Raw genomic sequence first — 13,899 nt, forward strand, 5'->3', positions numbered from 1 at the left:
TGTAGCCGAGCGGTCGCTTGCGCGCGCCCACCGCGACGTGATTTTGATGGTGCCGGGCGCTATGGTGCGCGCCCAAGGAAAAGTGAGTAATCGACGAATGGCGATCGTTGTTACCGGCGCGGCCGGGTTTATAGGATTCCACGTGAGCCGCGCATTGTTGGCGCGCGGGGAGCGGGTTATCGGGGTCGATTCGGTCAACGACTATTACGACCCGGCTCTAAAAGAGGCGCGCCTCGCCCAACTCGCGCCCTCGGACGCATTTTCGTTTGTTCGATCGTCCATCGCGACGCCTGCGTGTTTTGAGGAGCTAGCCAGATTCGAAGGCGTGACCGGCGTTGTGCATTTGGCCGCCCAGGCCGGCGTGCGGTACTCGATCGAGAATCCGTTCGCTTATGTCGAGGCTAACTTGGTCGGCCACATGCGGATTTTGGAGTATTGCCGGGCGCTCCCCGGACTCGAACACCTCGTTTATGCCAGTTCGAGTTCGGTATACGGGGGAAATACGAAACTGCCGTTCTCGATCAAGGATCGTGTCGATGAACCTGTCTCGCTCTACGCGGCAACAAAACGGGCCGACGAATTGCTCAGCCACAGTTACAGTCACCTTTTCAGGATTCCGCAGACAGGATTACGCTTTTTCACCGTCTATGGTCCGTGGGGCCGTCCAGACATGGCATTGTTTTCGTTTACGAAAGCGATCTTGAAGGGCGAGCCCATTCGGGTTTTCAACCGCGGCGACATGGTGCGCGACTTCACCTATATCGACGATATCGTCGCTGGGATATTGGCGGCACTAGACCGGCCGCCTAGTGATAAAGAAGGGGCGCCGCATCGCGTCTACAACCTCGGGAATAACACGCCCGAACCGTTGCTCGGCGTGATCGGGTTGTTGGAGGATGCGTTAGGGAAAAAGGCGGAAAAGCTCCTCGAGCCGATGCAGCCGGGGGACGTGAAGGCGACCTACGCCGATATTACCGAGAGCCGCCGCGACCTCGGATTTGAGCCGCTTACCCCGATTGGGGTCGGAATCCCGCGTTTCGTCGAATGGTACCTAGATTATCATGCCTGACCGGCATCGCTCCGAAGAACCAGCTATTGCGCTAGACCTCATCAAAAGCTTCGGCGCGGAGATCCCGTTTCTCAAGGCGCTCGAGACGCGCATCGACTTTCTCGACCGCGGTCGCTGCGGTCTATCGTTGGACTGGAGAGAGAACCTTGTCGGCGATGCCGCCACCGGCGTCGTCCATGGCGGGGTCATTTCGACGCTCCTCGATTCGGCTTCGGGGATGGCTGTGTTCTCTGTAATTCCACGGGTGATGCAGGTTGCGACGCTCGACCTTCGAATCGACTACTTGCGGCCCGCGCTCCCGCGCGTTGCCATCAAGGCGGAAGCGGATTGCTATCGGTTGAGCAATAACATCGCTTTTGTGCGAGGACGCGCCTACCAAGAGGCCGACCGAGAGATCGCCAGCGGTCTTGCAACCTTCATGCTGGATTCTAGCGCTCTTTGACCATGGACGACCGCCTCGAGAAATTGCGCGACGCGAAAGCCAGAGGGGCACCGCAGGAGATCGTTCGCGCCATTCCCTATCTCGAATTCCTCGGCGTTACAGTTCAAGAGGAGGGGGGCGATCTTGTGTGCTTCCTCCCATTTCAAGAGAAACTCGTTGGCAACCCGACGTTGCCAGCACTCCATGGCGGTGTGATCGGAAGTCTGTTGGAAAGCGTGGCGCTTTTGCAACTGATATGGTCATTGGAGAGTACGGCGCTGCCCAGAACCATCAATACATCCCTGGATTTCTTGCGGAGCGGGCAGGCGAAGGGCACCTACGCCCGCGGTCGAATCACAAAGCAGGGTCGCCGCGTTGCAAACGTCCGTGCCGAGGCGTGGCAGGACGATCCCTCGCGTTTGATTGCAGCGGCGCATGGCCACTTCCTTCTCGCCACAGGAACAACAAGAGGTACCGGCAATGAGCGTTGAGGCCACCGTAGACCTGCCGGTATGGGACCTATCCGATCTTTATGCCGCGCCCGACTCGCCCGAGGTCGGCGCCGATCTTGCCGCGCTGCAGGGTGCCGCAAAGCGTTTTTGTAAGGAATACCAAGGGGCCGTTGCGGCGCTCAAGCCCGCCGCCTTCACGCAGGCCATCGAACGCTACGAGGATATCCAAGAGAGCCTGGGGAAGCTGGCAAGCTACGCCCAGTTGTTGCGGGCGGGCGACCTCAACAACGCCGCCGTCGCGAAATTCGCCCAGGATATCGGCGAAAAGTTGAACACGATTTCATCCGACCTTATTTTTTTCGCCCTTGAGATAAACCGTATTGAGGACGCGGCCCTCTCCAACCTAGCGGGGCATAAGGATTGTGAGAAATACCGGCCCTGGATCGAAAATGTCCGGGTCTACCGGCCGCACGAATTAGCCGACGATGTGGAAAAACTGTTTCACGAAAAGGCCGTCACGGGCTCGATCGGGTGGGGACGGTTGTTTGACGAGACGCTTGCCGCTTCGCGCTACGACCTCGCCGGAGAAACCGTAACCCTCGAGCATGCACTGAACCTTTTGACCGACCCCGACCGTGAGCAACGGCGGCGCGCGGCAGCGGCCTTGGCGGCGACCTTCGAGGAAAAAGCGCCCTTGTTTGCGCTCGTGACGAACGTGCTCGTCAAAGACAAGGAGATCGAAGATCGGTGGCGAAAGTATCCGGCGCCAGCCGCGGCACGGCATCTCGCCAACCTCGTCGAACCTGAGGTCGTCGATGCGCTTGAAAATGCGGTGGCGGCCTCGTTCTCGCGCACGTCGCACCGGTATTACGGAATGAAGGCCCGCTGGCTCGGCGTCGAAAAACTTGAACATTTCGATCGCAACGCACCCTTGCCGCAAGCCGACGAACGGAAGTTCTCGTGGGCAAACGCGCGCGACACAGTCCTTGGCGCCTATGAGCGCTTCTCAGACGACCTTGGGCAAGTTGGACGCACGTTTTTCGATCATGCATGGATCGACGCGCCGCCGCGGCCGGGCAAATCGCCGGGTGCCTTTGCCCACCCCACCGTCCCGTCAGCCCATCCTTACTTGCTGCTCAACTACCAGGGCAAAGTCAGGGACGTCATGACATTGGCGCACGAGCTTGGGCACGGCGTCCATCAGGTGTTGGCCGGCCCCCAAGGGGCATTGATGGCTGATACGCCGCTAACGTTGGCTGAAACCGCCTCCGTGTTCGGCGAGCAGCTCGTCTTTAGGGCATTGCTTGACGCCGAATCGGACCCGGTTCGGCGCCGGTATATGTTGGCCGGTAAAGTCGAGGACATGATCAATACCGTCGTCCGGCAAATCGCCTTCTACCGTTTCGAAAAAGCGGTCCATGACGAGCGGCGGCAGGGCGAAATCACCGTCGATCGGTTCGGCGAGATATGGCTCTCAGTTCAAACCGAAAGCCTCGGACCTGCCTTCACGCTCGGCGCGGACTATCGCAACTACTGGTGCTACATCCCGCACTTCGTCCACTCGCCGTTTTATGTGTACGCCTATGCCTTTGGCGATTGTTTGGTCAACGCGCTGTATGCCGTGTTTCAGAATTCCGAGGCCGGGTTCCAGGAGCGCTATATCGCGATGCTGAAGGCGGGCGGCACCAAGCGGCACAGGGAGTTGCTGGCCCTCTTTGGGTTAGACGCGTCCGAGCCGGCATTTTGGCAACAGGGGCTCGACCTTATTTCGGGCTTCATCGATGAACTGGAAGAGATCGGCGAGGCAGGTGCGCATGGTTGAGCAAGGATCCCCGGAATTCGAAATCCTCGAAACGCTTTGCAAGATGCCGCGGCCGGTGCGCGGCATGTCGGAAGCGATGCTGCTGCGGACGTTCAAATCCGCCCGTGCCATCCATACGCTTGCTGCCGATGGACTGATTCACTGCCGAGGCTGGAACGATGGGCCGGGCGGGGTATGGGTGCCGACAAAAAAGGGTGAAGCGCTGGTCGACGGTTCGGGCGCGGACCGCGCGTAACGAAGGCAATGTTGATGCCCGGCAGGGTCTGCTATAAGGGCCCTGCCGAAATGCGAAGGAGCGGACTATGGCTGAAAATCAACAGATCGATCTGCCTCAGAAGCAGCAAACCTGGGCCGGATTTACCCGCCTCGTTCAGTGGGTTAGCGGGTTGACTATCGTCACCCTCGGGCTCATGGCCATCTTCCTCCTTTAGGTGACGACGGTTTCGTCCCATAGGCCCTGGGCGGGCTTCGTCCTCGGCGTTCGGTCGCGGCCATGAAAGTCCTGGTTGTTCGAGAGACGCGTGTTAACGAACGCCGTGTCGCCGCGACGCCCGAGACGGTGAAAAAGCTGGTGTCTCTGGGGTGCACCGTTGCCGTCGAAGCGGGTGCGGGCGCGGCGGCCAACATCACGGACGACTCCTATCGTGAGGCCGGTGCCGACGTCGTAAGCGATATTTCGTCGACGTCGGACGCCGATGTCTTGCTCAAGGTTCAACGGCCGGGCGAAGGCCGGGACGAGAGTTCCAGTCTGAAACCCGGCGGCTTGCTGATTGGCATGCTGGCGCCCACCGCCGATGAGGATCAAATCAAGGGATACGCGGATCGCGGCATCGTCGCGATTTCGCTTGAATTGCTGCCGCGGATCACGCGGGCGCAAAGCATGGATGTGCTGTCGTCCCAATCCAATTTGGCCGGCTATAAGGCGGTCCTGGATGCGGCGAGCGTCTATGGGCGGGCGATGCCGATGATGATGACCGCGGCGGGGACGGTTGCCCCGGCCAAGGTTTTCGTCCTTGGCGCAGGCGTGGCTGGCCTCCAGGCGATTGCGACGGCGCGTCGCCTTGGCGCGATCGTTTCCGCTACCGATGTGCGGCCGGTGGCCAAGGAACAGGTTGAGTCGCTGGGGGCGAAGTTCGTCATGGTGGAGTCGCCCGAAGCGGAAAACGCGGAAACCGCCGGTGGTTATGCGCGCGAAATGAGTGCCGATTATCAGCAACGTCAGCAGGCGCTGGTTAGGTCCACACTAGAAAAGTCCGACATCGCCATCTGTACGGCTCTGATACCGGGCCGCCGCGCACCGACGTTGATCAATGCGGATACCGTTCGCAGCATGAAGCCGGGGAGCGTGATCGTCGACCTGGCGGTCGAGCAAGGCGGCAATTGCGAATTGTCCGTCCCCGGTGAGGTTGCCGACGTCAATGGCGTCATGATCGTCGGCTACTTCAACGTGCCCAGCCGCTTGGCAACGGACGCCTCGGCACTCTACGCCAAGAACCTGTTTAACTTTCTTTCTCCCCTGATCGACGCCGAGTCGAAATCTCTCAAGATCGATTGGGAGGATGAGATCCTGAAGGCGACTGTGCTGACCCGCGACGGCCAAGTCGTCCTTCCAAAATCCGAGGGAAAGGCATCGTAATGGAGGCGGTCGTCATCGACCCATTCGTTTTTCGCCTCGCAATATTCGTGCTGGCGATCTTCGTTGGGTACTACGTTGTATGGAGCGTCACGCCCGCGCTTCACACGCCGCTCATGGCCGTTACCAATGCGATTTCCAGCGTTATTATCGTGGGCGCGTTGATTGCCGCGGGGCCCGAGGACATCAACCTTGCCAAGATATTTGGGTTCGTTGCGATCGTCCTGGCGGCAGTGAACATCTTCGGCGGATTTGTCGTAACCCAGCGCATGCTGCAGATGTTCAAGAAGAAGAAATAGCGTGGCCGCCAACCTCTCTGCCATCGCCTACCTGGTCGCCGGGGTCCTTTTCATCATGGCGCTGCGCGGGCTTTCTTCCCCGGAATCCGCGCGGCGCGGCAATTACTTCGGCATTGCCGGAATGCTCATTGCCATCGTCACGACGATGCTCAACCCCCATATCCTGGGTTTCGATCTCATTATTTTGGGCCTCGGGATCGGCGCGGTAATCGGCACGGTGATCGCCCTCAAAATTCAGATGACGGCGATGCCGCAACTGGTCGCGGCCTTTCACAGCCTCGTCGGTTTGGCCGCGGTTCTCGTCGCGGCTGCTGCCTTCTATGCGCCGGAATCCTACGGAATCGGTGTCACAGGCCAAATCAAGACGGCGAGCCTGATCGAAATGGTGCTTGGCGCAGCCATCGGGGCCATCACCTTTTCGGGGTCGATCGTCGCCTTCGCCAAGCTCCAGGGGCTCGTCTCCGGCAATCCTCTCGTTTTTCCCGGCCAACACTGGCTCAACCTCCTCATCGGCCTTGTCATCGTTGGGTTGGGCACGGTGTTCGTCCTGCACGAGTCCGTTCCCCTGTTCTGGGTCGTGGTCGGACTCGCGTTCCTGATCGGTTTCCTGATTATTCTCCCGATCGGTGGCGCCGATATGCCCGTAGTGGTGTCGATGCTCAATTCTTATTCAGGTTGGGCGGCGGCTGGCGTCGGCTTCACACTGGAGAACACTGCGCTGATTATCACTGGGGCATTGGTCGGGTCCTCGGGTGCGATCCTCAGCTACATCATGTGCCACGCGATGAATCGATCGTTCATCAGCGTGATTCTGGGGGGCTTCGGCGGCGATGCCGTCGCGGGGTCGTCCGGCGCGAGCCGCAGCGATCGATCGGTCAAGGCCGGCAGCGCGGACGACGCGGCATTTATCATGAAGAACGCCGGGTCCGTCATCATCGTGCCGGGATACGGACTTGCGGTGGCGCAGGCCCAGCACGCCGTCCGTGAAATGGCGGATCGGCTAAAGGAAGAGGGGGTCAGCGTCCGCTACGCCGTTCATCCCGTCGCCGGTCGGATGCCGGGCCACATGAACGTGCTGCTTGCCGAGGCCAATGTCCCCTATGACGAAGTGTTCGAACTCGACGAGATAAACAGCGACTTCTCGACCGTCGACGTCGCCTTCGTGATCGGCGCCAACGACGTGACCAACCCGGCGGCCAAGACCGACCCGCAAAGCCCGATCTTCGGGATGCCGATTCTCGATGTCGAGAACGCCCGGACGGTGCTGTTTGTGAAGCGCTCCCTGTCGCCCGGCTATGCCGGTGTCGACAACGAAGTCTTCTATCGCGACAACACGATGATGCTGTTCGGCGACGCTAAGAAGATGGTCGAAGGCGTCATCCGCGCACTCTAGCGCAACAAAAAAGCCGCCCGGAGGCGGCTTTTGAGCGGTTTCAGGAAATCCGGTTAGACTTCGCGCTGCGCCCTCTTGCGCGCGAGTTTGCGCGCGCGGCGAACGGCTTCGGCTTTTTCCCGGGCGCGCTTTTCGGAGGGCTTTTCGTAAAAGTTCCGGAGCTTCATCTCACGGAAGATACCTTCCCGCTGCATTTTCTTTTTCAGCGCGCGGAGGGCCTGATCGACATTGTTGTCACGGACGTGGACTTGCAAACGGTTTCTCCCGGAAAGCTCGTAGTATTTCGGGGTGTTCCAGATTGGGGAACACACGAGGCGCGGTGAGTACCACATGGTTGCGGCGTTGTACAGCCCGAAGGGGGCCGCCACCCCGCCGCGTCTGCAGCGGAATATGGCCGAAATGCGGGCCCTTTACCCATTGCCGCACTCTAGACATGATGGCCCATGGCAATTCTCAAGATCGCAAAAATGGGCCATCCCGTCCTCCTCCAACGCGCCGCGGAGATCGACGATCCGACAACCCCGGATATCCAAGCCCTGATCGACGACATGTTCGAGACCATGGAGGATGCCCAGGGGCTCGGTCTGGCGGCACCCCAGGTCCACGTCCCCCTGAGGCTCGTCGTGTTTCATGTGCCCAGCGAGGATGAAGAGGAGATGCGCGCCCAAGTTTTGGTGAATCCCGTCATCACGGCGCTGACCGATGAAACGCAGCTCGGTTGGGAGGGCTGCTTGTCGGTGCCGGGTCTGCGCGGCAAGGTCCCTAGGTTCGATCGAATTCGCTATACCGGGCTGGACGAGAACGGCGCCGCGGTCGACGTCACCGCGGCGGGCATGCATGCCCGCGTGGTGCAGCACGAGTGCGATCACCTCGACGGACGCCTTTACCCGACGCGCATGGCCGATTTGGCCGACCTGGTGTTCGAGTCGGAATGGCGGTTTCACCTATCGGCCGAACATGAAGAGGAGGATATGTGACCCCATCGAGCGATCGCGACGCGATTCTTAGGGCTGTCCTCGACCATGTGCCATTCGACGGTTGGTCGGCCGCGGCATATGCCGCCGGCGTCCGGGAGTCCGGCGTAGCGTCGGATCGCGCGGCGCTGGCGTTCTCAAATGGGATCGACGGCGTTGCCGCGTATTTCGGGATGTCGGTGGTGCGCAAGCTGGAAGTGGCGTTAGAAGGGCTCGCGGACAGCGAACCGTCGATCCGCAAACGAGTTACCGTTGGCGTGCGAACCTTCATCGGTCTGATCGCCGAGCACCGGGAGCAGGTTAGGCGTATGTCCCCCCTGGCGCGTTCGCGGGGTACCTCGGGCGGTCTTGGCGTCCTCTATCGGATTACCGACATTATTTGGCGGGCGGCGGGGGACCGTTCGACCGACTTTAGCTTCTATACAAAAAGGGGCCTGCTCGCGGGCGTTGTGACCGCAACCTACTGGTACTGGCTTGACGACGAGTCCGACGGGTTCGCCGATACCTGGGCGTTCCTCGACCGGCGCATCGCCGATGTCCTCAGGATCCAGAAGCTTCGCGGGCGGGCCGAGAAATTCGCCGAGCGCATGGGCGCGCCGTTGAACACGCTCCGAAAATCGCCGTTTGGCAAGGGATTCGGGTCGCCTACGTCCCGGTGAGGCTCAGTTTCGTCACGTGACCCATTTTGCGACCCGTCCGAACTTTGTCTTTGCCATAAAGATGGAGTTTGGCGAGGGGGTCGTCGAGATAGGTCCGCCAGGCATCGACGTCGTGGCCGATAAGATTTGTCATGACGACATCGAACGCGCGCGCTGTACTCCCGAGCGGCAGGCCGCAAATCGCCCGAATATGTTGCTCGAACTGATCGGTCGCGCAGGCGTCGATCGTCCAGTGGCCTGAATTGTGAACGCGCGGGGCGATCTCGTTCACCAGGACCGAGCCGTCCTTGGTCGCGAACATCTCGACAGCCCCGACGCCGACATAGTTGAGTGCCGCTGCCAAGCGATGGGCGATGTCGCGCGCGGTTTCGAGGGCGGCACCGCTCAGGCGCGCGGGCACGCGACTCTCCCGCAAGATACCGTCACGGTGGGTGTTTTCCGGGATATCGTACGTGGCCACGGCTCCCGAGGGTTGGCGGGCAATAAGCACCGAGATCTCGACGGCGAAGTCGACGACGCCTTCCAGGATGCACGGGCCTGCCCCGAGATCCATCCAGGCGGAGTCGAGGTCGTTCGCCGATCGCACGAAGCGTTGGCCCTTGCCGTCGTACCCCATTCGCCGTGTTTTCAAGATCGCCGGCAAGCCGGTCTCGGCGACCGCAGCTTTGAAATCCTCGGGACCGTCGATGGCGGCGAACGTCGTGGTTGGCAGCCCAAGATCCCGGCACAAGGATTTCTCGGCGAGCCGGTCCTGGCTGACGCCGAGCGCGTGGGCCGAAGGATGCACCGGGACGCCGCGCTGAAGGGTCTCAATCGTTTGGCGGGGGATGTTCTCGAATTCGTAGGTCGCGACATCGATGGTTTGGGCGAACCGCGCGAGGGCGTCTACATCGTCATAGAGCGCGGTGGTGGTTTGGTCGGTCACGAAGGACGCCGGCGCATCGGTCTCGGGACAATAGACGTGGGTCCGGTAACCCATTCGTGCGGCCGCCAAGCACAGCATGCGACCGAGTTGGCCCCCGCCCAAAATCCCAATAGTTGCGCCCGGCGCGACCTCTTCTACCATGTCCGGTGCTCAGGCCGTTTCGGGCGTGTCGGCGATGGCATCGGTTTGTGCCTGTCGCCAGGCGCGTAGCTCGTCCCGCACCGCGCCGTCGTTGAGGGCGACCACAGAAGCCGCCAGGAGGGCAGCATTGACCGCGCCCGCGCGCCCGATGGCCAATGTGCCAACGGGTATTCCCGCTGGCATTTGGACGATCGACAGGAGGCTATCCATCCCGTTCAAAGCCTTGCTCTCGATGGGGACCCCAAACACCGGGAGGATGGTCATGGATGCGGTCATGCCGGGAAGGTGGGCAGCGCCCCCTGCGCCCGCGACAATGGCGGCAAGGCCTCTTTTTTCTGCGCTCTTAGCGTAGTCGACGAGGCGGTCGGGAGTGCGATGGGCCGACACAATGCGCACCTCGTGCGGAACGCCCAGTTTTTCCAGGGTCTCCGCAGTATGGCGCATGGTGTCCCAATCGGACTGACTGCCCATGATGACGCCAATTTTGACGGCAGCTCCCATAGGGCGCACCTCCCAGAAAAGCGGCGGATTATAGGGGTGGGATCGGGCCGATCAAATGCTTGGCCCTCGGATAACGGTTTATTAACCATCCTAACGTTTAATTTTCTGCGGGACGGGCGAACTGGCCGATTCTACCTCCGGGTGGCTTGTGCTAGTGTAGCCCATCGAAAGGCCGACATTACCTAGTGTTTGACCGATGAAAGTATCCTCAACCGGCCCTGTGGGAACGACGCCGGTTCGTCGCGTGGCACGGACTTCCGGCGCGACCCGCGCGTCGTCCGTTCAGGCGACCGACGCCTACGGGACAGCCGCGCCTGCTCGTCAGGTCGATGACACTGTCTCGGTCATGGGGATCCCGCAGGCCGAGATCACGCCAAAGGTTCGCGACGCACTGATGAATCTGATGGCCGAGGTCGACCAGATGCGCCGCGAGCTCCAGGTCGCCCGGGAGCGACTGGCCAATCTGGAAAGGCTGGCCGATCGCGACCCGCTCATCCCGATTGCCAATCGGCGCGCATTTGTGCGCGAACTCACCAGAAATATGGCTTTGGCCGAGCGCTACGGAACGCCATCGTCGGTTGTGTATATCGACGTCAACGACTTCAAAGAAATCAACGATACGTACGGCCACTCCGCCGGCGACGAAGCGCTTAAACACGTGGCCGACCTGCTGCTTTCCAGTGTGCGCGAGTCCGATGTCGTAGGGCGCCTCGGGGGCGACGAGTTCGGGGTCATCCTGGACCGGACCGACCAATCGACCGCGCGAGAAAAAGCAGAGCATCTGGCGCAGGCGATCATGAAGGTCCCGATGGATCATCAGGGCCGTGCGGTGCCGATCCATGTTGCGGTAGGTGTTTACACGTTCACCGGTGCCGAAGATGTCGGCCATGCGCTCGCGGCGGCCGACCGGGACATGTACGCGCACAAAAAGCGCATGAAATCGAATGGCGGTTCCAGCTAGGCGATGATGTCGGGGTATAGCTGGTCTTCCAGCCGCGCGATCTGATCCTTCAATACCAGTTTTCGTTTCTTGAGCCGCTGCAGCTTCAAGCTGTCGAAGGGCGTATGTTCAAGGAGCACGTCAACGGCCGCATCGAGATCGCGATGTTCCGTTTTCAGTGCAACGAGTTGCTGGCGAAGGAGCTCCAAGCCCATGACAGAAAGTAGCATGCGGGCCAGGCAGGTCTCAATTTGACGACTGAAGAATCACTGTGGGATTTTGCCGTTCGCGTCTACGGTCGACCAGGCGTCGAGGCAGCGTGTGTGGAGCTTCAGGACTCGTACAACGCCGACGTTCTTGTTCTGATTTATGGGCTGTGGGCCGGCACTCGCGGAAAGCGTCTGTCGCGCGGAGACTTCGCCGCGATCATGTCGTCGGTTGCACCTTGGCAGCGCCACACCATTTCGCCGCTTCGCGCGGTGCGCCGCGCTCTCAAAGAATCAGCTGACTTTTCCAACGGTTTTGAGGTGGCAGCCCGATCCGTCGGCAGGCGGGTAAAGGACCTCGAACTGGACGCGGAGCGATGCGAATTAGAATTCCTCGAAACCCTGGGATATGGCGAAGCAACGGAAAAAGGCGGCGCCACCACCGAAAGCAACCTCGCGATCTATCTGAGTAGTCTCGACATTTCCCCGCATCAATTCGGGCTGCAGCAACGATCGTTGTTGGTCGCCGCGGCTGATCGGGTTTGACGGAGAAAGGGTTCTGTTTCCCCCGCCGTTGCATTATCATTCAGCAATCTAACGGAGGTGCTAGATGAACGATTTGGCAACGGTGGATATCGAGGCTTTGAAGGCCAAACACCACGATTTGGACAAAGTCATTTGGAAGGAAGAAAAGCGAAGCCTTCCGGACGAAGAGCGGATTGCGACGCTCAAGAAAGAGAAGCTCCAGCTTAAGGACCGAATTGCCCTACTAGAGAACCGACCGCATTAAAGATTGCGCGCCATCTCGCGCAGTTTGAATTTCTGAACTTTGCCGGTCGACGTTTTTGGTAGTTCGGTAAAGACGACGGTCCGCGGCGCCTTGAAGTGCGCCATCCGTTCACGGCAGAAATCGATGATTTCTTGCATTGACGCGGTTTTGCCGGGTCGCAGCGTGACAAATGCGCACGGCGTTTCACCCCACCTGTCGTCCGGTCGGGCCACAACTGCTGCTTCGAGTACCGACGGGTGTCCGTAGATCGTATTTTCGACTTCGATGGTCGAAATGTTTTCACCGCCTGAAATGATAATGTCCTTGGACCGGTCCTTGAGTTCCAGGTACCCGTCTTCGTGCATGACGCCAAGGTCGCCGGAATGGAACCAACCGCCGCGAAACGCTTCGTCGGTTGCCTTGGCATTCTTGAGATACCCTTTCATCACGACGTTGCCGCGAAAGAAGACCTCGCCCATCGTTTCGCCATCCGCCGGGACGGGTTCGAGCGTTTCAGGGTCGGCGACCATGATGTCTTCGAGAACCTGATAGGTCACGCCCTGGCGCGATTTCATCGCCGCGCGATCTTCCAACGAAAAACCGTCCCAGTCTTGGTTCCATTCGCTGACCACCGCCGGACCGTAGGTCTCGGTGAGGCCGTAGAGGTGCGTGACGTGAAAACCGGATTGTTCCATTTTGCCGATCACGGCGGCGGGCGGCGGCGCTGCCGCCGTGGCAATCTCGATCGTTCGCCCAAAGCCGGGATGATCGGCCGCCGCCGAGGCAATCATGTTCATCACGATCGGGGCGCCGCACAGGTGGGTGACGCCATGCTGCTCGATCGCATCGAAAATGGCCTTTGCCTCGACCCGGCGCAGACAGACATGGGTGCCTGCGTTAATGCTTAGCGACCAAGTAAAGCACCAGCCGTTGCAATGGAACATCGGCAGGGTCCAGAGGTACACCGGATGCGCTGGCATGTGCCAGGCAAGGATATTGCCCGTGGCAAGGAGGTAGGCGCCGCGATGATGGTAGACGACACCTTTTGGGTTTCCCGTCGTTCCGGAGGTGTAATTGAGCGAGATCGCGTCCCACTCGTCCGCCGGCAAGGCCCACTCGAATGCCGGGTCGCCCGTCGCGATAAACGATTCGTAATCGGTGTCCCCGATCAGGTCGCCGTCCGCCGCGAGATGGTCGTCGATGTCGATCACGCGCGGCGGGGTCGATAGATCGGCGATCGCGGCCTCGATCGTCGCGCTAAACTCGCGGTCGGTCAGCAGAACCTTTGCTTCGCCGTGATCGAGGGTGAACGCTATGGCCTTGGCGTCGAGCCGAACGTTCAGCGTGTTGAGGACGGCACCGAGCATCGGAACGCCGTAATGGGCCTCCAGCATCGCCGGAACGTTGGGCGCCATGATCGCAACCGTGTCACCCTTGCGGATCCCGGCTTGCTGGAGGGCGCTGGCGAGCTGGCAGCACCGGCGATAGAAATCGCGGTACGTCGTGCGCCGGTCGCCGTGAATGATGGCGATGCGGTCCGGAAATACCGCTGCCGCGCGGCGAAGAAACGTCAACGGGCTCAGCGGTGTATAGTTCGCCGGATTTTGTGCGAGCCCGTCGTCGTATTTGTTTTCAGTCATGTCGATGATCTCGCCCCTAGGGCGCGAACACTAGTCGATGTGCTGTTGGCCGATC

General features: G+C 60.5%; 19 protein-coding genes. 14 read left to right on the forward strand and 5 right to left on the reverse strand.

Annotated elements, in window-relative coordinates; genetic code table 11:
• The first annotated feature begins 97 nt into the window (after positions 1-97).
• From RID42_05900 to RID42_05940, 9 genes are all read left to right on the forward strand, one after another.
• Positions 98-1,069, forward strand: a complete 972-nt coding sequence (locus tag RID42_05900; protein MEQ8247197.1) for an NAD-dependent epimerase/dehydratase family protein — start codon at positions 98-100, stop codon at positions 1,067-1,069.
• Complete coding sequence (locus RID42_05905) at positions 1,062-1,511, forward strand: PaaI family thioesterase (GenBank protein ID MEQ8247198.1); 450 nt, start codon at positions 1,062-1,064, stop codon at positions 1,509-1,511. The genes RID42_05900 and RID42_05905 overlap by 8 nt, the downstream gene beginning before the upstream one ends.
• 2 nt (positions 1,512-1,513) lie before the next feature.
• Positions 1,514-1,981 carry a PaaI family thioesterase gene (locus tag RID42_05910; protein ID MEQ8247199.1) on the forward strand — a complete coding sequence of 156 codons (468 nt, stop codon included), beginning with the start codon at positions 1,514-1,516 and terminating at the stop codon, positions 1,979-1,981.
• The gene (locus RID42_05915; GenBank protein MEQ8247200.1) at positions 1,971-3,764 is read left to right on the forward strand and encodes a M3 family oligoendopeptidase; all 1,794 of its coding nucleotides are present in this window, start codon (positions 1,971-1,973) and stop codon (positions 3,762-3,764) included. Before RID42_05910 ends, RID42_05915 begins: the two co-directional genes overlap by 11 nt.
• On the forward strand, positions 3,757-3,999 hold the full coding sequence (locus tag RID42_05920; protein MEQ8247201.1) for a hypothetical protein: 243 nt from the start codon (positions 3,757-3,759) through the stop codon (positions 3,997-3,999). The genes RID42_05915 and RID42_05920 overlap by 8 nt, the downstream gene beginning before the upstream one ends.
• A gap of 67 nt (positions 4,000-4,066) precedes the next feature.
• Positions 4,067-4,195 (forward strand): aa3-type cytochrome c oxidase subunit IV, encoded by a 129-nt coding sequence (locus tag RID42_05925; protein MEQ8247202.1) that lies wholly within the window; start codon positions 4,067-4,069, stop codon positions 4,193-4,195.
• Between the two features lie 62 nt (positions 4,196-4,257).
• Positions 4,258-5,400 (forward strand): Re/Si-specific NAD(P)(+) transhydrogenase subunit alpha, encoded by a 1,143-nt coding sequence (locus RID42_05930; protein MEQ8247203.1) that lies wholly within the window; start codon positions 4,258-4,260, stop codon positions 5,398-5,400.
• Positions 5,400-5,696, forward strand: coding sequence for an NAD(P) transhydrogenase subunit alpha (locus tag RID42_05935; GenBank protein ID MEQ8247204.1), 297 nt, complete (start codon positions 5,400-5,402; stop codon positions 5,694-5,696). The genes RID42_05930 and RID42_05935 overlap by 1 nt, the downstream gene beginning before the upstream one ends.
• A gap of 1 nt (position 5,697) precedes the next feature.
• The gene (locus RID42_05940; GenBank protein MEQ8247205.1) at positions 5,698-7,089 is read left to right on the forward strand and encodes an NAD(P)(+) transhydrogenase (Re/Si-specific) subunit beta; all 1,392 of its coding nucleotides are present in this window, start codon (positions 5,698-5,700) and stop codon (positions 7,087-7,089) included.
• 53 nt (positions 7,090-7,142) lie between these two features.
• On the opposite strand, the gene rpsU is transcribed toward RID42_05940, so the two are convergent.
• Positions 7,143-7,343, reverse strand: coding sequence for a 30S ribosomal protein S21 (gene rpsU, locus RID42_05945; GenBank protein ID MEQ8247206.1), 201 nt, complete (start codon positions 7,341-7,343; stop codon positions 7,143-7,145).
• Positions 7,344-7,532: 189 nt separating this feature from the next.
• On the opposite strand from rpsU, the gene def reads away from it, so the two are divergent.
• On the forward strand, positions 7,533-8,066 hold the full coding sequence (gene def, locus RID42_05950) for a peptide deformylase (GenBank protein MEQ8247207.1): 534 nt from the start codon (positions 7,533-7,535) through the stop codon (positions 8,064-8,066).
• Complete coding sequence (locus tag RID42_05955) at positions 8,063-8,722, forward strand: COQ9 family protein (protein MEQ8247208.1); 660 nt, start codon at positions 8,063-8,065, stop codon at positions 8,720-8,722. The genes def and RID42_05955 overlap by 4 nt, the downstream gene beginning before the upstream one ends.
• Here RID42_05955 and RID42_05960 read toward each other — a convergent pair.
• Positions 8,709-9,788 (reverse strand): 5-(carboxyamino)imidazole ribonucleotide synthase, encoded by a 1,080-nt coding sequence (locus tag RID42_05960; protein MEQ8247209.1) that lies wholly within the window; start codon positions 9,786-9,788, stop codon positions 8,709-8,711. The genes RID42_05955 and RID42_05960 overlap by 14 nt on opposite strands.
• 9 nt (positions 9,789-9,797) lie before the next feature.
• Positions 9,798-10,289: a 5-(carboxyamino)imidazole ribonucleotide mutase gene (purE, locus tag RID42_05965; GenBank protein ID MEQ8247210.1), complete on the reverse strand. Its 492-nt coding sequence runs from the start codon at positions 10,287-10,289 to the stop codon at positions 9,798-9,800.
• A gap of 244 nt (positions 10,290-10,533) precedes the next feature.
• On the opposite strand from purE, the gene RID42_05970 reads away from it, so the two are divergent.
• Positions 10,534-11,250 carry a GGDEF domain-containing protein gene (locus tag RID42_05970; protein ID MEQ8247211.1) on the forward strand — a complete coding sequence of 239 codons (717 nt, stop codon included), beginning with the start codon at positions 10,534-10,536 and terminating at the stop codon, positions 11,248-11,250.
• On the opposite strand, the gene RID42_05975 is transcribed toward RID42_05970, so the two are convergent.
• Positions 11,247-11,459: a DUF465 domain-containing protein gene (locus RID42_05975; GenBank protein ID MEQ8247212.1), complete on the reverse strand. Its 213-nt coding sequence runs from the start codon at positions 11,457-11,459 to the stop codon at positions 11,247-11,249. The two genes, RID42_05970 and RID42_05975, sit on opposite strands and share 4 nt — an antisense overlap.
• 21 nt (positions 11,460-11,480) lie before the next feature.
• Here RID42_05975 and RID42_05980 point away from each other — a divergent pair, with 21 nt between their 5' ends.
• Both RID42_05980 and RID42_05985 read left to right on the forward strand, forming a co-directional pair.
• Positions 11,481-11,981 (forward strand): TIGR02444 family protein, encoded by a 501-nt coding sequence (locus RID42_05980; protein ID MEQ8247213.1) that lies wholly within the window; start codon positions 11,481-11,483, stop codon positions 11,979-11,981.
• Between the two features lie 64 nt (positions 11,982-12,045).
• The gene (locus tag RID42_05985; GenBank protein ID MEQ8247214.1) at positions 12,046-12,225 is read left to right on the forward strand and encodes a YdcH family protein; all 180 of its coding nucleotides are present in this window, start codon (positions 12,046-12,048) and stop codon (positions 12,223-12,225) included.
• On the opposite strand, the gene RID42_05990 is transcribed toward RID42_05985, so the two are convergent.
• Complete coding sequence (locus tag RID42_05990; GenBank protein MEQ8247215.1) at positions 12,222-13,844, reverse strand: acyl-CoA synthetase; 1,623 nt, start codon at positions 13,842-13,844, stop codon at positions 12,222-12,224. The genes RID42_05985 and RID42_05990 overlap by 4 nt on opposite strands.
• Between the last annotated feature and the right edge of the window lie 55 nt (positions 13,845-13,899).

The organism is Alphaproteobacteria bacterium, assembly GCA_040216735.1.
Taxonomy (GTDB): Bacteria; Pseudomonadota; Alphaproteobacteria; order SHVP01; family SHVP01; genus CALJDF01.

Bases quoted from the DNA above. Each gene is read 5' to 3' on its own strand.
- RID42_05900 (MEQ8247197.1), top strand. From the start codon at position 98: ATGGCGATCGTTGTTACCGGCGCGGCCGGGTTTATAGGATTCCACGTG.
- RID42_05905 (MEQ8247198.1), top strand. From the start codon at position 1,062: ATGCCTGACCGGCATCGCTCCGAAGAACCAGCTATTGCGCTAGACCTC.
- RID42_05910 (MEQ8247199.1), top strand. From the start codon at position 1,514: ATGGACGACCGCCTCGAGAAATTGCGCGACGCGAAAGCCAGAGGGGCA.
- RID42_05915 (MEQ8247200.1), top strand. From the start codon at position 1,971: ATGAGCGTTGAGGCCACCGTAGACCTGCCGGTATGGGACCTATCCGAT.
- RID42_05920 (MEQ8247201.1), top strand. From the start codon at position 3,757: ATGGTTGAGCAAGGATCCCCGGAATTCGAAATCCTCGAAACGCTTTGC.
- RID42_05925 (MEQ8247202.1), top strand. From the start codon at position 4,067: ATGGCTGAAAATCAACAGATCGATCTGCCTCAGAAGCAGCAAACCTGG.
- RID42_05930 (MEQ8247203.1), top strand. From the start codon at position 4,258: ATGAAAGTCCTGGTTGTTCGAGAGACGCGTGTTAACGAACGCCGTGTC.
- RID42_05935 (MEQ8247204.1), top strand. From the start codon at position 5,400: ATGGAGGCGGTCGTCATCGACCCATTCGTTTTTCGCCTCGCAATATTC.
- def (MEQ8247207.1), top strand. From the start codon at position 7,533: ATGGCAATTCTCAAGATCGCAAAAATGGGCCATCCCGTCCTCCTCCAA.
- RID42_05960 (MEQ8247209.1), bottom strand. From the start codon at position 9,788: ATGGTAGAAGAGGTCGCGCCGGGCGCAACTATTGGGATTTTGGGCGGG.
- purE (MEQ8247210.1), bottom strand. From the start codon at position 10,289: ATGGGAGCTGCCGTCAAAATTGGCGTCATCATGGGCAGTCAGTCCGAT.
- RID42_05975 (MEQ8247212.1), bottom strand. From the start codon at position 11,459: ATGCTACTTTCTGTCATGGGCTTGGAGCTCCTTCGCCAGCAACTCGTT.
- RID42_05985 (MEQ8247214.1), top strand. From the start codon at position 12,046: ATGAACGATTTGGCAACGGTGGATATCGAGGCTTTGAAGGCCAAACAC.
- RID42_05990 (MEQ8247215.1), bottom strand. From the start codon at position 13,844: ATGACTGAAAACAAATACGACGACGGGCTCGCACAAAATCCGGCGAAC.